General features: G+C 68.1%; 20 protein-coding genes and 1 tRNA gene. 11 read left to right on the plus strand and 10 right to left on the minus strand.

What is annotated here, in order from left to right; translation table 11 throughout:
- Positions 1-36: 36 nt before the first annotated feature.
- The 5 genes from A5771_RS15150 to A5771_RS15170 all read right to left on the minus strand — a co-directional run bounded on the left by A5771_RS15150 (position 37) and on the right by A5771_RS15170 (position 5,981).
- A complete protein-coding gene (locus tag A5771_RS15150) occupies positions 37-450 on the minus strand; it encodes a hypothetical protein (RefSeq protein WP_046284845.1) in 414 nt (137 codons plus the stop codon).
- Positions 447-2,675 (minus strand): tyrosine-type recombinase/integrase, encoded by a 2,229-nt coding sequence (locus A5771_RS15155; protein WP_046284844.1) that lies wholly within the window; start codon positions 2,673-2,675, stop codon positions 447-449. The genes A5771_RS15150 and A5771_RS15155 overlap by 4 nt, the downstream gene beginning before the upstream one ends.
- Entirely contained in the window at positions 2,659-3,864 is a 1,206-nt protein-coding gene (locus A5771_RS15160; RefSeq protein ID WP_109401152.1) for a tyrosine-type recombinase/integrase, read from the minus strand. The genes A5771_RS15155 and A5771_RS15160 overlap by 17 nt, the downstream gene beginning before the upstream one ends.
- A 22-nt stretch (positions 3,865-3,886) precedes the next feature.
- On the minus strand, positions 3,887-5,140 hold the full coding sequence (locus tag A5771_RS15165) for an ImmA/IrrE family metallo-endopeptidase (RefSeq protein ID WP_052741218.1): 1,254 nt from the start codon (positions 5,138-5,140) through the stop codon (positions 3,887-3,889).
- Between the two features lie 64 nt (positions 5,141-5,204).
- Positions 5,205-5,981, minus strand: coding sequence for a hypothetical protein (locus A5771_RS15170; RefSeq protein ID WP_131808918.1), 777 nt, complete (start codon positions 5,979-5,981; stop codon positions 5,205-5,207).
- 96 nt (positions 5,982-6,077) lie between these two features.
- Here A5771_RS15170 and A5771_RS22725 point away from each other — a divergent pair, with 96 nt between their 5' ends.
- From A5771_RS22725 to A5771_RS22735, 6 genes are all read left to right on the plus strand, one after another.
- Positions 6,078-6,254: a hypothetical protein gene (locus tag A5771_RS22725; protein WP_207545457.1), complete on the plus strand. Its 177-nt coding sequence runs from the start codon at positions 6,078-6,080 to the stop codon at positions 6,252-6,254.
- The gene (locus A5771_RS15175; protein ID WP_064856028.1) at positions 6,251-7,036 is read left to right on the plus strand and encodes a type II secretion system F family protein; all 786 of its coding nucleotides are present in this window, start codon (positions 6,251-6,253) and stop codon (positions 7,034-7,036) included. Before A5771_RS22725 ends, A5771_RS15175 begins: the two co-directional genes overlap by 4 nt.
- Positions 7,033-7,608: a type II secretion system F family protein gene (locus A5771_RS15180; protein WP_064856029.1), complete on the plus strand. Its 576-nt coding sequence runs from the start codon at positions 7,033-7,035 to the stop codon at positions 7,606-7,608. Before A5771_RS15175 ends, A5771_RS15180 begins: the two co-directional genes overlap by 4 nt.
- Before the next feature lie 78 nt (positions 7,609-7,686).
- Positions 7,687-7,893, plus strand: coding sequence for a DUF4244 domain-containing protein (locus A5771_RS15185; RefSeq protein WP_109401167.1), 207 nt, complete (start codon positions 7,687-7,689; stop codon positions 7,891-7,893).
- 51 nt (positions 7,894-7,944) lie between these two features.
- Entirely contained in the window at positions 7,945-8,247 is a 303-nt protein-coding gene (locus tag A5771_RS22730; protein WP_064856030.1) for a TadE family type IV pilus minor pilin, read from the plus strand.
- Between the two features lie 16 nt (positions 8,248-8,263).
- Positions 8,264-8,581, plus strand: coding sequence for an Rv3654c family TadE-like protein (locus A5771_RS22735; protein ID WP_109401154.1), 318 nt, complete (start codon positions 8,264-8,266; stop codon positions 8,579-8,581).
- A 14-nt stretch (positions 8,582-8,595) separates the two neighbouring features.
- On the opposite strand, the gene A5771_RS15200 is transcribed toward A5771_RS22735, so the two are convergent.
- Both A5771_RS15200 and A5771_RS15205 read right to left on the minus strand, forming a co-directional pair.
- On the minus strand, positions 8,596-9,630 hold the full coding sequence (locus tag A5771_RS15200) for a PAS domain-containing protein (RefSeq protein ID WP_064856031.1): 1,035 nt from the start codon (positions 9,628-9,630) through the stop codon (positions 8,596-8,598).
- A gap of 334 nt (positions 9,631-9,964) precedes the next feature.
- Positions 9,965-12,322, minus strand: a complete 2,358-nt coding sequence (locus A5771_RS15205; RefSeq protein WP_064856032.1) for a DEAD/DEAH box helicase — start codon at positions 12,320-12,322, stop codon at positions 9,965-9,967.
- Between the two features lie 323 nt (positions 12,323-12,645).
- On the opposite strand from A5771_RS15205, the gene A5771_RS15210 reads away from it, so the two are divergent.
- The 3 genes from A5771_RS15210 (at position 12,646) to topA (ending at position 16,515) form a co-directional block, all read left to right on the plus strand.
- On the plus strand, positions 12,646-12,849 hold the full coding sequence (locus A5771_RS15210; protein WP_005138711.1) for a cold-shock protein: 204 nt from the start codon (positions 12,646-12,648) through the stop codon (positions 12,847-12,849).
- A 135-nt stretch (positions 12,850-12,984) separates the two neighbouring features.
- A complete protein-coding gene (locus A5771_RS15215; RefSeq protein WP_064856033.1) occupies positions 12,985-13,596 on the plus strand; it encodes a hypothetical protein in 612 nt (203 codons plus the stop codon).
- A 165-nt stretch (positions 13,597-13,761) separates the two neighbouring features.
- Positions 13,762-16,515, plus strand: a complete 2,754-nt coding sequence (topA, locus tag A5771_RS15220; protein ID WP_234783063.1) for a type I DNA topoisomerase — start codon at positions 13,762-13,764, stop codon at positions 16,513-16,515.
- Position 16,516: 1 nt separating this feature from the next.
- Here the strand turns inward: topA and A5771_RS15225 are convergent, their stop codons facing one another.
- Positions 16,517-18,181, minus strand: coding sequence for an adenylate/guanylate cyclase domain-containing protein (locus A5771_RS15225; RefSeq protein ID WP_109401155.1), 1,665 nt, complete (start codon positions 18,179-18,181; stop codon positions 16,517-16,519).
- A gap of 30 nt (positions 18,182-18,211) precedes the next feature.
- On the opposite strand from A5771_RS15225, the gene A5771_RS15230 reads away from it, so the two are divergent.
- Positions 18,212-19,435, plus strand: a complete 1,224-nt coding sequence (locus A5771_RS15230) for a DNA polymerase III subunit delta' (RefSeq protein ID WP_109401168.1) — start codon at positions 18,212-18,214, stop codon at positions 19,433-19,435.
- A 31-nt stretch (positions 19,436-19,466) separates the two neighbouring features.
- Positions 19,467-19,542, plus strand: a tRNA-Thr gene (locus tag A5771_RS15235).
- Positions 19,543-20,180: 638 nt separating this feature from the next.
- Here the strand turns inward: A5771_RS15235 and A5771_RS15240 are convergent.
- Positions 20,181-21,701 (minus strand): sensor histidine kinase, encoded by a 1,521-nt coding sequence (locus tag A5771_RS15240; RefSeq protein ID WP_064856036.1) that lies wholly within the window; start codon positions 21,699-21,701, stop codon positions 20,181-20,183.
- Complete coding sequence (locus tag A5771_RS15245) at positions 21,698-22,459, minus strand: response regulator transcription factor (protein WP_064856037.1); 762 nt, start codon at positions 22,457-22,459, stop codon at positions 21,698-21,700. Before A5771_RS15245 ends, A5771_RS15240 begins: the two co-directional genes overlap by 4 nt.
- Positions 22,460-22,468: the final 9 nt, after the last annotated feature.

Raw genomic sequence — 22,468 nt, forward strand, 5'->3', positions numbered from 1 at the left:
AGGCGGTGCCCCAAGCCGTTGTTGCGATGGCACCCATTAGCCGCCGCCCCCTGCACCGTTTCCGGCGTCGAGTTGTCCGTAGAGCAGTGCGATTGTCGATTCTTGTTCGGCAAGCTTGGTTCTCAGTGCGCGGATCTCACCGTCCTTGGCGACCAGTTGGGCACGTAGGGCGGCTACGACGGTGCTCTCGCGGCCCGTCGCGGCGTCGAGCGAAGGCGGCTGGCGTCGGTAGGCGTCGATGATCGCGACGAGGTCGCGGTGCTTGTAGACGGTCTTGCGTTCTACGCCGGCGCGGGCAGCGACGGTGGATATGTTGATGATGGCGTTGGTCTTGCGCAGGTGTTTGATGGCGCGTTCGATATCCCGGCGCTTGGTCTGGGAGATGTTCTTACGGTAGTCGGCCAGGGCGCGGCGGGCGTTATCCGAAGGGGGAGGGGGGCGTTGCCTCATCCGGGTGCGTTGGGGTCGGCTTTGCGTAGAACAGATTCGTGGCTGCCGCGGGTCTTGACCTTCAACAGCGGCAACCGGTTTGAGGCACCAGCACCGCCCACACTGGCTCCGTTCGCGAGGCCCTCGGTGTCGGTGTGCAGACGCTCGATGATCGCGTCCAGAGAGGCGATCTCCCGGCGCCGTTCGTGAATCCACACGTTGTCGTCGGTGAGTTCCCGCCCGCTACGTCGCCGGTACTGTTCGCGGCGGACCTCGATCAAGTTGACGGTCTTGGCGCGCTGCGCGATCAATTCGTCGAGATGAGTGGCGTCGGTGGCGAAATGCCCGCATGACAGACAAGCATTTCCTTTGTCACAGCTCTTCAGCGGAGGAAGCAGGCACACGCCGTTGGGAAGTACCCGATCCGTGCGGGCCGCCAGTTGAGTCATGTCATAAATATCGGATGGACTGATTGCGATATCGGTGCCGTGTGCGCCGACCTTCTTGTGCCGCAGGAATTCTGACTCAGCTGTTGCAGCAAGCGTCGCAGCGTAGCGCAGGGTCATCTCAGGGGATGCGTGCCCAAGGTATCGCTGTACCACGTGAATGGGAACGCCGTCGTTTAGCAACTCGGTGGCCCGGGTATGGCGCAGCCGATGGGTCTGGCTGAACCGCAGCGGACGCCCGGCCGAGTCGGCCAGGCCGTGAACCTTGTCGAGTTTGTTCAGTGCCACACCGTAGGACTGGTAGGTGCGGGCCCGGTGGCCCTGATGCTGGTGGCGCAGTCCGAGGAACAGGTACTTCGGGCTCAGCCCAGGGTAGCGGCGGCGAACCCACTGTTGCTGTTCGGTGATCACGTTGACCACCGCCTTCTCAACCAGGATCGACGGCAGTACCCCGTCGACCTTGGTCTGCTGGTAGCGCAACTTGGCGACGAATGCGTTGGGGTCATCGGAATCTGTGGGGCGTTCCGGGCCGGGAATAGCGGTCAGAGGGTCGAAGTCGAGCATCAGTATCTCCGAGGCTCGGCGTCCGGTCAGCGCCTGCAGCAGCCAGACGCGCGCGGCTTGCGGGTCTCCGAGGCCGGCGACAACCGAGATCGTTGCATCAGGGTGAGTGATGGCCACCGGCATACCGCGATCGGCCGCCAGCACATCGAGGTAGCACAGCATCTGCTGCAATTCCGACGTGGAGAACCACGTCAGCTCCCGCTGCCGGTTGGCGCGGCGCGTTCGAAACGCCGCGCCCCACAGACGCGTGTAGGTGTCGGTGATCTGAGCCCACCGGGGGTCGCCGGTCGCCGCAGCGGCTTCCTCGGCGTGATCAACCATGAAGGCGTAGAACACCTGGGCCTGCGACTGGGTCGAGTCCACCGCGGATGCTGACAACGGCCGGTCTGGTTTGAACTGTGCGGATGGGGATTTCAGGTAGTTGGAGAACTCGGTGAACAACAACCGCAGGGCGGCGCGGTCATCGGCCAACAGTGGGGTGCTGATGTTGCGGGCGGCCAAGAACGGGCCGAGGTGCCTGGCCATGTTGCGAGCACGATCGGCTACCGATGACCAGCGCAGCAATTCCGCGGTTATGGAGGTGCGCAGCCAGAACCGCACGCCCTCACGCAGCCAGGGCGGGTGGATCGCGGCAAGTTTGACGACTTGGTCATGGCTGGGTTCATGTTCGCGCTGTGGTATGCGGGGATCAGCCCGTAGATCCCAGATGTCATGGGCCCACCACGGGGCATCGGTGCAGCGCACCGATACGTAAAGATGCAGGTGCTCGATCAAGGCCACGACCTGGCGCCGAGCCCCCGCGGAGGGCAGGCGGGCGTTGCGGCGCTCAAAGCGCACCACGGCGTGACGTACGACATCCTCGGCCGCGAGGTCTGCAATGCTCACTGGAGGCCGGTGATACCGCTGCTGGTGCTCGGCGGCGGCGTCGGTCAAGGCGACGGCCGTCCACTTCAGCAGGAACGGCTCGATCTTGCGGATTCCTTCGTGGCCGCACAACCACACCCACCACGCCATTTCTTGGCGAAAGCGTTCTGGGACATCGGCGGGGGTGAAGTCGTGGCCGTCGGGATTGTTCAGGTAGCGCTGGTTGCGCACGAACACGGCGTCGAACGGTGCAGCGTCGATGCGGTAGTGCAAAGTTCGCCACGATTCAGGGACCTGCTGCCATTGCCGATCCCACACGGTGGCCGCCGCGGATCCTGCAGAATCGACGTGACTGTTACGGGGTTGAGTCATGGCTCACCTTCCAGCCGGCGACGAAGCTCTTCCACTGCGCGACCGTGCGCATCTCGGCGTCGGCGGTCACCCACCCGTAGATCGACAGCGTGGTCTGCACATCGGCGTGGCCGAGACGGCGCATCACCACGTGTTCAGGCACCCCAGACAACAGCAGAGCTGTAGCGTGGGTGTGGCGCAGCCAGTGAGGAGTCCAGTCCTGCGGCAACACATCAGCATGGGCGGCCGTGAGGGTGTCCACCTTGTCGTAGACGGTTTCCGGGCGCAACGGTGCATAGCGCTGGCCGCGTGCCAGATTGACGAACACGAAGTGCGACGCCAGATCGGCAACCGCGACGTCGGCGGCCCACCCGATCAGCTGCCACACGTACTCGCTGTAGAGGGCTACCAGATCATCGCCGATGTAGATCCGGCGTGCACCGGACTTGGCTCGTACCCCATGGGGGTGATCGTCGCGGCCGGCCACCAGAATCGACGGAGTCTCACCCCCGGTGATATGGAAATCATTGTGGCGCAAAGATAATGCTTCACCTATTCGCATTCCGGTCTCGGCCAGGACGGCGAAGAATAACCGGTCACGCAAACCCGCCTCGCTGCCGGTCCACTCACCCGACGGCGACTGCACACTGCAGCCATCCAGGATGGCGTTGACTTGATCGGGCAACAACACCGGCGTCTCGCTGCGATTGGGTGCACGCCGGCGGTGCACAGGCACCTCCTGATCACGTCGCGGTCCGACACCAGCCAGGGTGGGGGCATAGCGGCGCCGCGAGGATCGGGCGTGGGAGGAAAACAAGCGGCGGTACGGGCGGGTCAAATCGTGGGCGTCGGCGAAGTACCGGTACATCGACAACACCGCAGCCCCCCGCGGCTGCAACGACGACTCGGCCATCCCAGGCCCGGGCTCACCGATACGGACCATGCCCGGCAGATCCCCAGTCCGCAGATAACACAGGAACTCGCCAAACAGGCTAGTGGGAAAATCATCCCAGGCCGCGCCGGTGTGTTCGAGCACCGTCCACCACGCCGATAGCCCGTATGCGTAGGCACGCACCGTATTTGGAGACGCGCCCTGATCTGCGAGGAACCGCAAGTACTCTCGGGCAGGTGCAACGGGTAGCCGATCGGCGCCGACCACCGTGTAGGTATCAGGCCGGTCCGGGAAACACAGCCGCTGCACCCGCGCCACGTTCAGCAGCCTCTCGCGCCGTTCATGGAGTTTTACCGCGACGGAAATCGTCGAGGCGGACCACTTGATGCCGCTCTTCCGGGGCTGATCCGCTAGCACCGCGCATCCCGACGGCAGCCATCGGGCGCCTGTCAGATGCAGGTGAAGGCCGTTGCGTAGCCAGGAACCATTCGAGCAGATCCGATGGAAATATCATTGACTCGCGTGCGGCCAGCATCGGCACCGAGGCATCCCCGTAGCAGCGTTCCACCCACTTGCGCAGCAGCCTGGGCCGCTCGGGGTCACGTTCGTTCCATCCGGGTTCCGTCATACCCCAGGTATGCCCAGTCTCAGGATTGATCCGTGAATACAGTTGTGTGGTAAGCATTTTTGCGCGATCAGCGTCGATCAATCCCGAGTCACGCATGTGCATGATCAGCGAACCCAACGACAAGCCCCACTTGTCCTTGAGCGGTTTGAGGTTCAACAGTGACATCACCTGTGGCAACTCCGGCGCCAGCGCGGCGACGGGCGCCAACAACTCGGTGGCGAACCGGTTGGCCTCCAACTCCTCGCCCGAGTTCACCGAGCAGTGCCCACGGCTGTGCAACACCAAATGCCCCAACTCATGGGCAACGGTGAATCGGGTCCGTTCCCACGACTCGGATTCGCGCAACACTACGAGCGGGCGATCCCGGTGTCGTCCCACCCAACTCGAATAACCCAAGTGCTTCTCGTCACGCGCTCTCCCCGGTGTGGCCGCGAACTCGCTCTCCCACTCACCCGGAGTGCGCCGCCGGACGATCACCGGTGCACCCAATCGCTCAGTTTCATACATCAAATCATCCAGTGGCTCATGAGGTTCTAGCCCCATCGCCTCGCGCAGCCACCCTGCGGCCTGGACCGCGCTCGGCCGGTGATGATCCTTGCCGCAGATCGACGGGACCTTCACATGAGGCAATTTCGACCGCTCATCCAGGTCGCCGAGAAAATCGCCGGCGAGCGAAGCGAACGTCGCCAAGAAGTCCTGCTCGCCAACAGTCATCGACTTTGGCGCCCGGAAAAGCAACTCACCCGCCGATACGCGAGACTGCGGTTCCGAGCTGAAAAACCGTGCAGGAAAGCGGAACAACTCCGACAGCCCCGCAACCTCATCAACGGACAACATGATCGTCGAAGACTTCTCGATCTTCGTCTGGCGGGCATTGCTCCAGCCAACCAGGCCCACCACAGAAGTTGCCGTCATGCGCCGCAATAGCCGGGCCTGCCGGACCCGTGCACCAAAAACCTCGATCATCGTGCGCTCGATTCAACATCACCCGAGTGGGAGCCCCGCATGCACCCAGCAGTGTGCACGAGGGCTACGACGATTCCGGCGGCGCTTCGTTCAGTGTCTCCTCGGTGACGCCGTCGGCATCCGCGAAGTCCTCGTCCCGGCGCCGCTTTCCGGGCATTGCAACCTCGGTAGCCTGCGTGAACGGATCCATGGTGGGTGCCGTTTTCGCACGCTGCTCCATGATCGGTGGCGGCAGCGGAGTGCTGGCGTAGAGTACCTGAACCTTGTCGGTGAGTATGCCCGCAGCCAAGACCGCACCACCCAAGCCCAGATTGCCTGGCCACCACAGTACGTATTGCCGATACCCGGGAGGCTCCGGAATGCCATCCCCGCCGCCGATTGGGTACCCCAATTCCTCCTCGATACTCAGCTGATGCTCGCCGGGCACATACTCCACCGATTCGAGCAGGCTGCCGTCCCAGTTGCGTGGATGTTTGCGCACCCCGATACGAGACCCCTTCCCGTCGACCAGAACAATCCCAAACCCGTTGCCCTTGATCGCCTTCAAAGTCGAGTCCTCGGTCTGGCGACGCCACCTCGAGAACAGCAACGTCTCCAGCAGCGTGCATGACACGGTGATTCCTCGGGGATCGTTCCCCTGATCGACGTACCGGTCCGGAACCTCCGCCAACCTCGCACACAGATCGCCATGCGTTTCGCCCAACACGAGAGCATGCTGCTCGACGAACTTCTCCACCAGCAGTTGTGGATTGTCGTGTAGGTCCATGGGGTGAATTTTTACCCCGGTATCCCACATCGGCCGGCGCGCCACGCCGTGCAAACTTGGAAAATGTTTGGCCAACCATACCTAAGAGGATACATGTATACGATGATTAATGTGCAGGTAAACACGCTGATTGACCAATAGAACGTGTTAAACCTCTGATAAACCTCCCAAGTGCTGTTGCACGTCGGGCGCGATCGCAGCGGCCGACGGCGGCTCACCGATATCTCGTTGCTGCGCCGCACCGCTTCCGGCCTGGTGGTCGCCGCACCGGTATGGCAGGTCGAGCGGGGAGTGAGTGAGAACATCCCCGAATTCCGTGCCCTGCTGCGTGACCGGATGCCGGCATGATCGTCGCGGCGCTCGCCCTGGCCGCGGCGGCACTGCTCGGCGCCTCCCCGCTCCGACGGCTGCAACCGCTCGGCCGTGCCGGTCGCCGGGTCAGCCGATGGGGAGTGCTCGGACCGCTGGGCGGCGGCGCCGCCGTGCTGGCCGCAATCATGCTGCCGACGAGCACCTGCCTGGCCGGAGCGGTGTTGATCGCCACGGTGGCGCTGCGTCAGCGCCGTCGTCGCCGCAGCCGGCGTGCCGTCGCGGAGGCTCGCGCCCTGGAGAGCGCGCTGGATGTTCTGGTCAGTGAATTGCGTATCGGCGCACATCCGGTGCGGGCGTTCGACGTTGCGGCCGCCGAAACCGGCCACCGCCCGGTGGCCGCCGCCCTGCGCGGCGTGGTCGCCCGGGCCCGGCTGGGTGCCGATGTCGCGACCGGCCTGCGGGAGGCGGCGCGGGCCTCGGCGCTGCCCTCGCACTGGGAACGGCTTGCGGCCTACTGGGAACTCGGCGGCGAACACGGACTGGCGGTAGCTACCTTGATGCAAGCCGCGCAGAGCGATATCACTGCCCGGCAACGATTTTCGGCACGGGCCTATGCCGGGATGGCCGGCGCGCGAGCCTCGGCGACCATCCTGGGCTACCTGCCCGTGCTCGGGGTGCTGCTGGGGCAGCTGATCGGCGCCCGCCCGATCGGCTTTCTGCTCGGCCGCCCTGGCGGGGTGCTGTCGGTGGTCGGGGTGGGCCTGGTCTGCACCGGGTTGTTGTGGTCGGACCGGATCACGGTGGGTGCCGCCCCGTGACTACCGCCGCGGTGTTGCTCGCGGTGGCCATGCTGGCCGCCCCGTTGACGGTGCGCGCCCGGGCCGGGATGTCCCGGCCCGAACGCCGGGTGCGCCACCGGGCGGTGCCGGGCACCGACGCGCTGGCGTTGGCCGCCGGCCTGGAGGTGTTCGCGCTCTGCCTGAGCGCCGGGATGCCGGTTTCGGGCGCGGCGGCCGCCACCGCCCGCTCGGCGCCGTCGCCGCTGGCGGAGGCGTTGCGCCGCGGTGCGGATCTGTTGGCGCTGGGCGCCGATCCGGCGATCGCGTGGTCGCCGCCGCCGGGCGATGCGCTCGACCCGTCGACGATCGCGGTGCTCCGATTGGCCCGGCGGTCGGGCTCCTCCGGCGCGGCGTTGGCGACCGGGCTGGGCGAACTCGCCGCGCACTGCCGCGACGAGGCGGCGCACGCGGCGACAGCCGCCGCGGAGCGGGCCGGGGTGCTGATCGCCGGGCCGCTCGGGATGTGCTTCCTGCCGGCTTTCGTCTGCCTGGGCATCGTGCCGGTGGTGGCCGGGCTGGCCGGCGACGTGCTGGGGTCGGGCCTGTTGTGAGCAGCAGATGCTTCGCGGAAGAGCCGCGACAACCCAGACCGGGTGCGGAATGAAGGAGGTGCCGTGAACACACGGGTATTGCAGGTGCGCGACATGTTTCGAATCATCCAGCTCAGAATGCTGTTGCTGGCGACGGAGGAGTCCGGGATGTCGACGGTGGAGTACGCGATCGGCACCATTGCCGCTGCCGCCTTCGGCGCGATCCTCTATACCGTCGTCACCGGCGATTCGATCGTCTTAGCGCTGACCCGGGTGATCGGGCGCGCGCTGAACACCAAGGTCTGACGGGCGGTGGCCGGTCGTGGTCGATGTGCCGACGATGCGGGCGCCAGTACGGTGGAGGCGGCGTTCGCGCTGGCCGCCCTGGTCTCGGTGCTGGTGTTGTGCCTGGCGGGGATCAGCGCGGTGTCCGCCCAGATCCGCTGCCTGGACGCCGCCCGGGAGGCCGCCCGGCTGGCGGCGCGCGGTGACACCCCGGCGGCAACGGCGGTGGTCCGGCGGATCGCACCCGCCGGCGCGGCGATTCAGCTGCGCTCCGACGGCGAGTTCGTGGTCGCGACGGTCACCGTTCGGCCGGCGCTGCTGCCCGGGATTGCCGTCGGCGCCGAGGCGGTGTCGGCCGCCGAGCCGTCCCGGTGAGGCCGGCGCGGCCACCGTGGCCGCCGCGGCGATGGTCGCCGTGGTGCTGAGCCTCACCGGCGGCGGCGTCCTGCTCGGCGCAGTGGTCATCGCCCGGCACCGGGCGCAGGCGGCCGCCGACCTGGCCGCCGTCGCCGGTGCGGCCGTCATTCCCGCCGGGCCGGCGACGGCCTGCACGCAAGCCCAGCGACTGGCCGCGCGCATGGGCGCCGTCGAAAGCGGCTGCGCGGTAGACGGACTCGACCTGGTGGTTACCGTCGCGGTGGCCCTACCCGGCTGGCGGATAGGTCCGGCCCGCGCCACCGCCCGAGCCGGGCCGGTCGACTCGAGCTAATGCGCCGCGCCGATTTAAGATGCGCCGGCGGCCTGATCCAAACCGGCGTCGGCCAGCTCCCGCTCGGTAGGCAGCCGCAACGAGATCAGCCCGGCGTAGGTGCCCTCTTCGAGTTCCACCCGGTTCACGGTCACATGCACCGGCGCCCAGCCCCCGCCGGCCTGGCGCAGCCGCAGCACTCCGGAGGCGGGCCCCTGGGTGAAATCGCTTGTCATGCGGTCCATCAGGGCTACGTCGTCGGGGTGAGCACGGGGAGCGTCCACGGTGCCGCGCCAGTCGTAGAACGGGCACGGGTCGTCCAGCCACTTCAGCAACCGCCAGTCGGTCAGGTCCACCATGGCCCGGTGCACACCGGGTTGGGCCAGTCCGTGCAGGATCTGCTGCGCCAGGAAGTCGGGGCGCTGGACGGTGCCGTCGAGCTGGCCACGCCAGTTCATGCCACGCGAGACCAGGTGTTCGCGCCCGCCGGTGGGGTCGGTCTCCCAAGCGGTGCGCGCCACAAAGCCCACCCGGATGGTGTCGCCGCGGAAATCGGTGATATCCCAACTGCTGCAGACGGTGTGTCCGGGTTCGGCCCGAATCGCCAGCGCCAGCACCTTGTTCTCGTTCGGGCTGAAGTCCCGGGTGGGCAGCTCTTCGGCGAAGGCCCGGCCGTGGGTGGCCTCCACTTCGGGGTCCTTGCCGCTGTTGGCCAGCGATTGCTTGGTGTCGGTGGCGACCCCCAGGGTCAGGTCCCATTTCAGCGGGCCCGGGGTGGGGCGCTCGGGTGGCTCGAGGTCGGCCGGACCGCTCCAGACGTGCACGCCGTGGACTCGGCCGTCGGACATCACCACCGGTTCGGTGCGGATCACCCGGTCGCGCCGGGGGGTGATGCTGGCCAGGCTTTGCCCGGTTCGCACCGATTCGGCAATCGCGGTCTGGATCGCCGCCAGATGCGGGCTACGACGCAGGAATTGGGCGATCGGCACCAGATTCTTGACCTGGCGCCCCTGCGCGACGACTGCCGGCTCCTCGCCGAGCGTCTCCACCAGCAACCAGTCGTGGGCCATAATCTACGGATTTTACGGCCGGCGGTGCCCTACCAGCACCAACAGCGGCCGTTTTCCCGTCTTGCCGACGGACTACGGGTACCCTATGCGGTTTCGAGTTGCGCTGGTCCGGTACAGCCGGTAACTTACGGCCGCGTCCGGCTCTGTACCGGGTTTGAGGAATGGTCCGCTTTTTTCGACCGTTCGTCTTGCTGCTTCGACGGCTGGTGTGTGGCGCACTGTGCCACAGCGAGTCCGCGGAGTACCGGCTCGGGGGAGTCGGCCGTTCGGGGGGTCGGCCGACTCCCGCAGTCGGGGCGTTACCGATGCGGCGACCCGCCGCGCTCGCGATCGCCTAGCAGCCGCGGCCCAGCTCACCGAGCACCAATCGCAACACCCGCACCGCGCCGTCCTTGTCCAAGGGTTCGTTGCCGTTTCCGCACTTGGGTGATTGCACGCACGACGGGCAGCCGTGCGGGCATTCGCAGGACTCGATCGTCGCCGCCGTGGCCGCCAACCAGCTCGCCGCCGCGCGGAAACCACGCTCGGCGAAGCCGGCGCCGCCGGGGTGCCCGTCGTAGACGAACACGCTGGGCAGCCCGCCGAGCGCGCCGGGCCCCACCGCGGTGGACAGCCCACCGATGTCACCGCGGTCGCAGCTGGCCACCAGCGGCAGCAGCCCGATCGCCGCGTGCTCGGCGGCGTGCAGCGCCCCGGGGATCCGCGGTTCGGCGATTCCGCACTCGGTCAACGCTTCGGGGGTCACGGTGTAGACCACCGCGGTGGTCGGCAGCGTCGCCGGGGGCAGGTCCAGCTCGATGAAGTCGAGCACCTCGCCGGTCGGCAGGCGACGCAGGTAGCCGATGATCTGGCGGGTCACCGTGACCGGCAGCAGGCCCAGGCTCACCGGCCCGAACCAGGCCCGCTCGCCGGCACTGGTTACGTCGATGTCGGTGATCTCCCGCGCGAACGTCGCATAGCCGGGATCCTCGGCGTGTACAAACGCGATCTGGCGCTCGGTGTCCAGCGAGTCGACCAGGTAACTCTCGCCCTGGTGCAGATACACCGCGCCGGTGTGCACGGTGGCCGGCGCGCGGCCGGCGTCGACGCTGCCCAACAGCCGGCCGGTGTCGGCTTCCAAAATCACCACCTGCCCGCCGGCCGATCCCCGGATGTCCACCGCCGCATGCGGGTCGAGCCCGGGCGCCGGGAAGTACTTCTCAGCCCGTCGGCGCAGCAGCCCGTCGTCGACCAAGTCCTCGGCGACCTGCTCGGCGCCCAGCTGCGCCACCTCGGCGGCCGTCACCGGCAGCTCTACCGCCGCGCACAACAACTGCGGCCCCAGCACGTAGGGGTTGGCCGGGTCGATCACCACCTGCTCGATCGGTTTGTCCAGCAGAGCTGCCGGATGATGCACCAGGTAGCTGTCCAGCGGGTCGTCGCGTGCGATCAGCACGATCAGCGCCGTCTGACCGCGCCGGCCCGAGCGCCCGGCCTGCTGCCAGAACGACGTCACGGTGCCGGGGAAGCCGGCGATCACCACCGCGTCCAGCCCGGCGATGTCCACCCCTAGCTCCAGGGCATTGGTGGTGGCCAGCCCGTACAGCTCGCCGTCGGCCAGCGCGCGTTCCAGGGCGCGGCGATCCTCGGCCAGATAACCCGCCCGGTAGGAGGCGACCTTGTCGACCAGCGCCGGGGCGACCGATTCCAGGCGGGTGCGGGCCGCCAGCGCGGTGAGCTCGGCGCCGCGGCGGGACCGCACGAAGGTCAGGGTGCGCGCCCCCTCGGCGATCAGGTCGGCCATCACCCGGGCCGCCTCGGTCCCGGCGGCTCGGCGCACCGGTGCGCCGTTCTCTCCGGTGATGTCGGTGCGCAGGGCAGGCTCCCACAGGGCCACCGTCCGCGCGCCCCGCGGAGAGCCGTCGACGGTGACCTCGGCGACCGGCTGCCCGATCAGCGCCGACGCACTGGCCCCCGGTGCCGCGGTGGTAGCGCTGGCGAAGATCACCGTCGGGCCCTGCAGCGCCGGCGCCCCAGATCCCGAGTAGCGCGCGCACAACCGCAGCAGCCGCCGCAGCACCATCGCCACGTGTGACCCGAAGATGCCCCGGTAGTAGTGGCATTCGTCCACGATCACGAAGCGCAACCCGCGCAGAAACACCGCCCAGCGGGCATGGTTGCGCAGCATCGACAGATGGATCATGTCCGGGTTGGAGAACACCCAGCGCGACCGTTCCCGGGCGAAGCGGCGCAGCTCGGCGGGGCTGTCGCCGTCATAGGCGGTCGGCGCGACCGCGGTCGCCGCGGTAGCCAGCCGCGGCACCGTTGCGGTCAGCGTGTGCGCCGCGCGCAGCTGGTCATGGCCCAACGCCTTCGTCGGCGACAGATACAGCGCCCGGGCGCGCGGTTCGGTCGCCAGCGCGTGCAGTACCGGAAGTTGATAGGCCAGCGACTTTCCCGACGCCGTGCCGGTGCTGATGACCACGTGGCGCCCGGCGTGGGCGAGCTCGGCGGCGGCCAGCTGATGTGACCACGGCGCGTCGATCCCGCGGGCGGTGAACGCGCCGATGACCTCGGGTTGGGCCCACTGCGGCCAGGCGCCCAGCTGGCCCGCCGATGCCGGCAGGTCGGCGACGTGGCGCAGCGGATGTTCGCCCGGTTCAATGCCGGCGAGGGCAGCGGCCAGCAATTCACCGCCGAAATTCACCGTCATTGACCCTGTCCTTACTCGCCTGCATAGAAGTCCGCCGCCGTATTGCGCCCGCTGCCTCAAACCTTCGACCGGCGATTTCGGCACCGCAGTCTGTCCCTGACGCGATGAACATGGTTGACTGATGGGCGGTCGTAGCTTCTGTGTTCGTGTCAAGCCTTCGCAGGATCTGTGGTTGCGGCCGCAGTACCCGCAGGGTAGTGGTCGGTGGCAGCACCGATCGACCGCCAGGGTACGGCGGCCGGAACAGGCCCGGGGCAGCGAAGGGCGGTGCCCCGAACAACGGTGCAATGCACCGGGCAAGAAGAGTAAGGAAAGATCGACAAATGCCACAGGGAACTGTGAAGTGGTTCAACGCGGAGAAGGGCTTCGGCTTTATCGCGCCTGAAGACGGGTCAGCGGACGTGTTTGTCCACTACACGGAGATCCAAGGGTCCGGCTTTCGCACCCTCGAGGAAAACCAGCGCGTGGAGTTCGAGGTCGGGCAGAGCCCCAAGGGCCCGCAGGCCACGGGCGTCCGCGCCGTCTAAGCAACTGGATTCGGCGACACCCCCCGGGCAGCTCCTCCCAACGGAGCAGAACCGGGGGGTTTCGTTTCGGGCGGGTCGGACCGGTTCGGCCGACCCGGACGCCGCCGGACGGTGGATCGGCTTACGGTTCTTGACGTGAGCCAGCTTTCCTTCTTCTCGGCAGAGTCGGTGCCGCCCAGCGTCGCCGACCTCACCGGGTTGCTTGCTGGCCCGGGGCAGATCGTCGTGACGGGCGGCGGGGCGCGGGTTTCGGTCGTGGTTGACGCCCAGTGGCGGGCAGTGGCGTTGGCCGAGCTGATCAGCGAGGCCGGTCTGACGCCCGAGATCACCCGCACCGAGGAGGACACCCCGCTGGTGCGGACCGCGGTGGATCCGCGGTTGCGCGTCCTGGCCGATGCCTGGACCCGCGGAGCGGTGAAGAACGTGCCGCCGCAGTGGCTGCCGGGCCCGCGCGAACTGCGGGCCTGGACGCTGGCGGCGGGCGCCGCAGAAGCCGACCGCTACCTGCTCGGCCTGGATCCGCACGCACCGGACACCTTCGCGCCGCTGGCTTCGGCCATGATGCGCGCCGGGATCGCCCCCACCTTGATCGGCACCCGCGGCAGCAGGCCCGCGCTGCGGATCACCGGTCGGCGCCGGCTTGCACGGCTGGTGGAAAACGTCGGGGAATCACCGGCTGATCCCCAGGCGTTGGCTCAGTGGCCGCGTGTCGAGGCGCCGATCCCGGGCCATCTCGGCCGCCTTTGAAACAATTCAGCGCTGTACGCCGGTTTGCGTCGGCATGGCCGTGAGTGCGAGATTGTCAGTTGTCCACCGGGCGGCGCGACGTGTGGTGCGGACAGAAGTGGAGCGTAAGCGCAGTTGGCTGACTCTAAGACGGTGAGTGCCCGCAACGGCGATAAGGACTCACCCGTGCGGCGACTCGTCATTGTCGAGTCGCCCACCAAGGCACGCAAAATTGCCGGTTACCTGGGCAGTAACTACGTCGTCGAGTCGTCTCGCGGGCACATCCGCGACCTGCCGCGCAACGCCGCGGACGTGCCGGCGAAGTACAAGACCGAGTCGTGGGCGCGCCTGGGCGTCAATGTCGACGCCGACTTCGAACCGCTCTACATCGTCAGTCCGGACAAGAAGAGCACCGTCACCGAACTCAAGGGCCTACTCAAAGACGTCGACGAGCTCTACCTGGCCACCGATGGTGACCGGGAGGGCGAGGCGATCGCCTGGCACCTGCTGGAGACGCTCAAACCGCGCATCCCGGTCAAGCGGATGGTGTTCCACGAGATCACCGAGCCGGCGATCCGCAACGCCGCCGAGAACCCCCGTGACCTCGACATCGACCTGGTCGACGCCCAGGAAACCCGGCGCGTCCTGGACCGGCTCTATGGCTATGAAGTCAGCCCGGTGCTGTGGAAGAAGGTCGCCCCGAAGCTGTCGGCGGGCCGGGTCCAATCGGTGGCCACCCGCATCATCGTGCAGCGCGAACGCGAGCGGATGGCGTTCCGCAGCGCCGCCTACTGGGACGTGGTCGCCCAACTCGATGCCAGTGTCTCCGACCCGACGGCGTCTCCGCCCACCTTCAGCGCCCGGCTGGTCGCCGTCGACGAGCTGCGGGTGGCCAGCGGCCGTGACTTCGACTCGCTGGGGGCGCTGAAGAAGCCTGCCGAAGTCACCGTGCTCGACGAGGCCGCGGCCACCGCACTGGCCGCCGGGTTGCGGGGTGCATCGCTGACGGTGACCTCGGTGGAGGACAAGCCCTACACCCGTCGCCCCTACGCGCCGTTCATGACCTCGACACTGCAGCAGGAAGCCGGCCGCAAGCTGCGGTTCTCCGCCGAGCGGACGATGAGCATCGCCCAGCGGCTCTACGAGAACGGCTACATCACCTACATGCGGACCGACTCGACGACGCTGTCGGCCAGCGCGATCGATGCCGCCCGCACCCAGGCCCGCCAGCTCTACGGCGAGGAGTACGTCTCGCCGTCGCCGCGCCAGTACACCCGCAAGGTCAAGAACGCCCAGGAGGCCCACGAGGCGATCCGGCCGGCGGGGGAGACCTTCGCGACCCCCGACGCGGTTCGCAACGAGCTGGGGAGCGACGAGTTCCGGCTCTACGAGCTGATCTGGCAGCGCACGGTCGCCTCCCAGATGGCCGACGCCCGCGGCACCACGTTGAGCCTGCGAATCGGCGGGCAGTCCGACTCCCAGCAGGTGACGTTCGCCGCCAGCGGGCGCACCATCACCTTCGCCGGGTTCCTCAAGGCCTACGTCGAGACCGTCGACGAGCTGGCCGGCGGTGAGGCCGACGACGCCGAGCGGCGGCTGCCGCAACTGAGCCAGGGCCAGCGGGTGGACGCCACCGAGCTGACCCCCGACGGGCATTCCACCAACCCGCCGGCCCGCTACACCGAGGCCTCGCTGGTCAAGGCGCTCGAAGAGCTGGGCATCGGGCGGCCCTCGACCTACTCGTCCATCATCAAGACCATCCAGGACCGCGGCTACGTCTACAAGAAGGGCAGCGCGCTGGTCCCGTCCTGGGTCGCGTTCGCCGTCACCGGGCTGCTCGAACAGCACTTCCGCCGACTGGTCGACTACGACTTCACCGCGGCGATGGAAGACGAGCTCGACGCGATCGCCGCCGGCCGGCAGCGCCGCATCGACTGGCTGCACAACTTCTACTTCGGCGGCGACTACGGCGTGGACGACTCGATCGCCCGCGCCGGCGGCCTGAAGAAACTGGTCGGGGTCAACCTGGAAGGTATCGACGCCCGCGAGATCAACTCGATCAAGCTGTTCGACGACGAGCAGGGCCGACCGGTGTATGTCCGGGTCGGCAAGAACGGCCCGTACCTGGAGCGCATGATCACCGGCGACGACGGCGAGCCGACCCCGCAACGGGCCAACCTGGACGACTCGCTGCCGCCGGACGAACTGACCCTGGCGCTGGCCGAGGAACGCTTCGCCACCCCGCAGGAAGGCCGGTCGCTCGGGGTTGACCCGGTCACCGGGCATGAGATTGTGGCCAAAGACGGCCGGTACGGCCCGTACGTCACCGAGGTGCTGCCGCCTCCGCCGGACGACGACTCGGGCGCTACCGCCAAGAAGGGCAAGAAGCCGACCGGGCCCAAGCCGCGCACCGGGTCGCTGTTGCGCAGCATGGACCTGCAGACCGTGACGCTCGAGGACGCGCTGAAGCTGTTGTCGCTGCCCCGGGTGGTCGGGCTCGACCCGGGCTCGAATGAGGAGATCACCGCGCAGAACGGCCGCTACGGCCCATACCTTAAGCGCGGCACCGACTCTCGATCGCTGTCCAGCGAGGAACAGATCTTCGAGATCACCCTCGAGGAAGCGCTCAAGATCTACGCCGAGCCGAAACGCCGTGGCCGCCAAGCCGCTTCGGCGCCGCCGCTGCGCGAACTGGGTGCCGACCCGGCGACCGGCAAGCCGATGGTGATCAAGGACGGCCGGTTCGGTCCGTATGTGACCGACGGGGAGACCAACGCCAGCCTGCGCAAGGGCGACGAGGTGGTGTCGATCACCGACGAGCGTGCCGCCGAGCTGCTCGCCGACCGGCGGGCCAAGGGGCCGGTCAAGAAGGCCGCCAAGAAGACCGCCCGCAAGGCGCCGGCGAAGAAGGCTGCTGCGAAGAAGTCAGCCGGGCGCTGAGTCAGTCCGCGGCGGAGGTTTTTGCGGCCTTGTCGTTTGAGGCCGGAATCGGTTCGGCCACCGCAAGGTTCAACGGCCGAGCCAGCTGAGTGGGCACGGCGCGGCCCCGCAGTTCGACGATTTCGCCGACCTCCCAGCACAGGGCCTCGGCGTCGACCGCGCCGCTGACCGCGACCGCCGACGCCAGCACGTGCCCCTCCTCCAGCTTGGCCAGCTCGGTCAGCCGGGCGGCCTCGTTGACCGGGTCGCCGATCACGGTGTACTCGAAGCGGGCCCGGGCGCCGATATGCCCGGCGATGGCCCGGCCGGCCGAGACGCCGATGCCGAACTCCTCCGACCCGAGTACCGGCAGCAGGCCATCGTGCAGTTCCCGGGCCGCCGCCAGTGCGGCGCTGCAGGCGTCCGGGTGCTCGATCGGCGCGCCGAAGATCGCCAGCGCGGCGTCGCCCTGGAACTTGTTGACGAAACCGCCGTGGATCCCGACGGCCTCGACCACCACCCGGAAGAACTCGTTGAGCAGGTTGACCACCTCGCTGGGCGGGCGTGTCGAGGCGAGCTGGGTGGAGCCGACCAGATCGACGAAGAGCACCGCGACGTCGCGTTCCTGGCCGCCCAGCTCGGTGCCGCGCTCCAGCGCACGCCGGGCCACGTCCTCGCCGACGTAGCGCCCGAACAGGTCGCGCAGCCGCTGCCGCTCGGCGAGATCACGCACCATGTCGTTGAACCCGGCCTGCAGCAGGCCGAGTTCGCTGGCGTCGTAGATCTGCATGTGGGCGTTGTAGTTGCCGCGTTGCACCTCCCCGAGCGCCCAGCGCAGCTGGCGCAGCGGGTCGGCGATCGACATCGACACCAGCGCGGTGCCGGCCAGCCCGATGACCAGCGCGGCCAACGCCATCAGCAGGATCGGGGTGAACAGCTTGTCCGGCGAGGCATCGAGCAGTGACGTCTTGCCGGCCAGCACCGACACCACGATCGCCAGCAGCGGCACCCCGGTCGAGAGCACCCACGTCAGCAGCTGCCGCAGCAGGACTCCGGGTGCCCGCAGGTTCTCCGGTACCCCGCCGCGCAGCGCCGCGACGGCGACCGGCCGCAGCACCCGCTCGGATTGCAGATAACCGATGATGGCGGTGGCCGCGGCACCGAGCGCGGTGGCGGTGATCACCACCGGCACTACGTCGTTCACTACCGGCCAGCTGATGATGACGAACACCACTCCGCCCACTGTCCAGTAGCCGATGCTGATCAGCGACCGGTAGAACGGCATCCGCAGCGCCCGGGACCGGGCCAGCTCGGTGTCAGCGGAGTCGGCGTCGGGGTCGGGGCCGGTGAGCCGCGCCTCCCGGCGCTGCCAGCGGAACACCGGCATCAGCACCGAGGTGCTCACTGTGAAGCCGACGGCGAACAGGCACAGCAGAGTGACGGCGAAGACCACCAGGCTGGCGCGGGGCAGGTCCTGCAGGTTGATCCGGTCCTCATCCGGCAGACCGAACCGCAGGAAGCCGAACACGAACAGCGCACCGATGATGTCGGCCTGCAGCATGCTCAGGGTGAACACCGGCCACGGCGTACGCACCACCCACCGGACGAATCGGCTGATCCGCCCGCCCAAGGTCGTGGTGCTCACCAGCACACCGTATCCGGCGGGACGACAAAGCCGGAGTTCGATTGTCGCGGCCAGCCACTACTGTGACCGATGATGTCCGGGGTTTTCGCACGATTGGTGGGCCAGCAGGCGGTGGAGGCCGAGCTGCTGGCCGCCGCACGGTCATCCCGTCGTGATTCTGCTCACAGTGCGGTGACCGCCGGGGGCATGTCGCACGCTTGGCTGATCACCGGGCCGCCGGGTTCGGGCCGCTCGATTGCGGCGGTGTGCTTTGCGGCAGCGTTGCAGTGCACCGCCGAGGACGCCGAAGGCGGGCCGGGCTGCGGGCGGTGCCGGGCCTGCACCACCACGATGGCCGGGACGCATGCCGACGTGCGGCGGGTGGTGCCCGAAGGGCTGTCCATCGGCGTCGACGAGATGCGGGCCATCGTGCAGGTCGCCTCCCGGCGGCCCGGGACCGGCCGGTGGCAGATCGTGGTGATCGAGGACGCCGACCGGCTCACCGAGGGCGCGGCCAACGCCTTGCTCAAGGTCGTCGAGGAGCCGCCGCCCTCGACGGTGTTCCTGTTGTGCGCCCCGTCGGTCGATCCGGAGGACATCGCGATCACCCTGCGCTCGCGGTGCCGGCACGTGGCACTGGTGACACCGGCACCGACGGCGATCGCCCAGGTGCTGATCGCCACCGACGGGCTCGACGCCGATACGGCGGACTGGGCGGCGGCGGTCAGCGGCGGCCACGTGGGCCGGGCCCGGCGGCTGGCCACCGACCCCGAGGCCCGTCAACGCCGTCAGCGGGCCTTGGCGCTGGCCCGCGATGCGGCCACCCCGTCGCGGGCGTTCGCCGCGGTCGACCAGCTGGTGGCCGCCGCGGAGTCCGAGGCGCGTGATCTGACCGCCGAGCGCGCCGAGGCCGAGACCGAGGAGCTGCGCACCGCGCTAGGGGCCGGCGGCACCGGCAAGGGCACCGCCGGAACGCTGCGTGGCACCGCCGGGGTGATCAAGGATCTGGAGCGCCGGCAGAAGTCGCGCCAGACCAGGGCATCGCGGGATGCGCTGGACCGGGCTCTGATCGATCTGGCCACCTATTTCCGGGACGCCCTGCTGGCCGCGGCGGGCGTTGGCACTGCCCGGCCCAACCATCCGGACATGGCCGATGCCGTGGCGGCGATGGCCGCGCATGCGCCGGCGGATGCGCTGTTGCGCTGCATCGAGGCGGTGCTGGAATGCCGCGAGGCGCTGGCGGTCAACGTCAAGCCCCGGTTCGCCGTCGGCGCTATGGTCGCCACCATCGGTCAGGCGCTGCGGGCCGACCTGTAAACTCGGCTGGTCCCGGTCTCGGTCGGGGCACGCCGCCTTAGCTCAGTCGGTAGAGCGATTCACTCGTAATGAATAGGTCAGGAGTTCGATTCTCCTAGGCGGCTCCACCCACCAGCGAAAACCCCGATCGCAGTGCCTGACCGGAGGCTGCAAACCGGCCCGCCGGCCCATCTGTCCGTACAGCTCGGGAAGCCCGCCCAGGTTGAACCTACACGTATGTAGTTCAACCAAGTAGGACGATTGGTTGAACGTGCGCCATGGTGCGCAACTTAGGTTTAGCCTTCGCGGGGACGTTCAACCTAATCGCGTTAAAGTTGAACCATGGACTGAAGCCGGCCCGGCCGGTAGCACATCTCCCCCCTGGCCGACTACTTTCGGGCTACCTCACGCTACGGGTGACTGATGTTGCGTCTTTCGGCAATGCGGCTGCGCTTCGGTTGGCCGCGGAGACGGAAGGCCAGGTATCTCGGCCACGTGGTGTTTGCCCGCCTCTCAGCGACAACTGCTGCGCTGGAACGGAATTGACAAAGCTTGTCGCTGAGAGGCGGGCAAACACCTTGCCGTCCGGCGGCGAGACCAGTGGATCGGGGGCGGGGACTTTTCCGCCCGATTCCCTTTCCACGGTGATCATCTCACTCTGCTGCTCCACGACCGTCCCCGGTTCTCCGGTATCTCGACGGACGTGCAAGCCCGCTGGGTAGTCGGGGTAGTCCTTCTCAGTCACGACAGACTCCTTCTACGCGGTTCAACTGGCCGGGCGACCTCGCTCCGCGCGCTCAACCACCGGCAGCCGAACCCGAAATACCGTGGCCCCGTGGGCCGATTCCACGTCCACCGAGCCGCGGTGCGCGCTGACGATCGAGGCGACGATCGCCAGCCCCAGCCCGGTGCTGCCCAGCTCGCCGGAGCGGGCCTTGTCCGCGCGCACGAACCGCTCGAACAGGTGCGGCACCATGGCGGCATCGATCGCCGGGCCATCGTTGGCCACCGTCAACTCCGCGACCGGCCCACCCACCCCGCGGCTGTCCTCGGCGATGGCGGTCGTGACGGTGACCCCGGGCGGCGTGTGCACCCAGGCGTTATTCAGCAGGTTGGTCACGACCTGGTGCAGCCGCGCGCGGTCACCGCGGACCCACACCGGGGCCTCGGGCAGGTTCTTGACCCAGTGGTGGCTCGGTGCGGCCGCCGCGGCGTCGTTGACCGCGTCGAGCACCAAATCGGCCAGGTCGACGTCTTCGATGTCCAGGTCCTGGCCTTCGCTGAGCCGAGACAGCAGCAGCAGCTCTTCGACCAGCGACGCCATCCGCTGCGCCTCGGATTCGATGCGGGCCAGCGCGTATTCGGTGGTCGGTGGCAGCGTGGAACTGTCCTGACGGGTCAGCTCGGCGTAGCCCTGGATGGCGGCCAGCGGCGTGCGCAGTTCGTGGCTGGCATCGGTGATGAACTGCCGCATCCGCCGGTCGGCTTCACTGCGATACGCCAGTGCGCTATCGACGTTGTCCAGCAAGCGATTCAGCGCGCCGGCGACGATACCGACCTCGTTGTCGGGGTCGACATCGGTGGCGGCGACCCGGATGGTGATGCGTTCGTCGCCGTCGGTGAGCGGCATCGCGGCCACCGAGGCGGCGGTGGCCGCGACCCGGCGCAGTGGGCGCAACGCGTAGCTGACCACGGTGATCGTCAGACCGGCGGTGATCAGCAGCGCCACCGTGTAAAGCCCTGCCGCCGAGGCCATTCGACGGGCGACGGTGCGGTTCGCCAGGTTCAGCGACCCGCCGATGAACAACAGGTCGTTTTCGTCGGCGACGCGGGTCTCCACCCGGTAGGAACCCAGACTGCCCAACTCCATCGACTGCGGCGGGCCGTTGTGCCAGTGATGGGCGTCGATGGCGGCGACCACGTCGGCGGGCGCCGGATAGGGCTCCTCCTCGGTGAACACCGCCGAACCGATCACCTTGCCGTCACGCAGCACCGCCAGCACGTTGCCCGGCGTCTGATCGTTGAAACCCAACATGGCCCGCCCGATGTTCGACATACCGTCGGGACCGGTGACGTTCTCGACGCGGCGATACTTGGCAAAGGAGTGGCTGAAGGCGTTGAGCGACTCGGAAAGATCGGCGTCGCTGGTCGCGGTGACGTAGCTGCGCAGGCTCAGCACCGACACCACGCCGACGGCCACGAACGCCACCGTCACCACGGCTGACACGCCGAGCACCAACTGCCGGCGCAGGGCCTGCGGACGCCACCACGGCGAGGAGCCAGTCATTGCGGCGGCTTCAGCATGTACCCCACCCCGCGCACAGTGTGGATCATCGGGGGGTCGACGTCGATCTTCTTGCGCAGGTAGGAGATATACAGGTCGACGATGCTGGTGCGGCCGGCGAAGTCGTAATTCCAGACCCGGTCCAGGATTTCCGCGCGCGCCAGCGCCCGCCCCGGATTGCGCATCAAAAACCGCAGCAGCTCGAACTCGGTGGTGGACAGCGACACCGGAACACCGCCGCGGCTGACCTGCCGGCTGGCGCCGTCGAGTGTCAGATCGCCGACGGTGAGCACCTCGTCGACCGGTGGCATCAGCTGGGCGGAACGGCGCAGCAGTCCGCGCAGCCGCGCCACCAACTCTTCCAGACTGAACGGCTTGGTCATGTAGTCGTCGGCGCCGGAGGTCAGACCGGTGACCCGGTCGGTGACCGAGTCGCGGGCGGTGAGGAACAGCGTGGGGATGTAGGCGTCGGATTCGCGGACCCGCTGCAGAATCTGCAGCCCGTCGACGTCGGGCAGCATGATGTCGAGAACCAGCAGATCGGGCTCGCCGCTGTGGAACTTGGTGACGGCGTCGCGGCCGTTGTGCGCGACGTCGACGACCCAGCCCTCGTAGTGCAGGGCCATCGTCACCAGATTGGTCAGGGCCGGCTCGTCGTCGACCAGCAGCACCCGGATCGCTGATCCGTCGGGCCGATTGATCCGCGGCAGTTGCCCGAGGATCGCTTTGCGCGGACTCCGGTGGTCCGTGTTACCCGACATCGGTCCCCA

Origin of the sequence: Mycolicibacter sinensis, from assembly GCF_001667375.1 — a bacterium.
Lineage (GTDB): Bacteria > Actinomycetota > Actinomycetes > Mycobacteriales > Mycobacteriaceae > Mycobacterium > Mycobacterium sinense_A.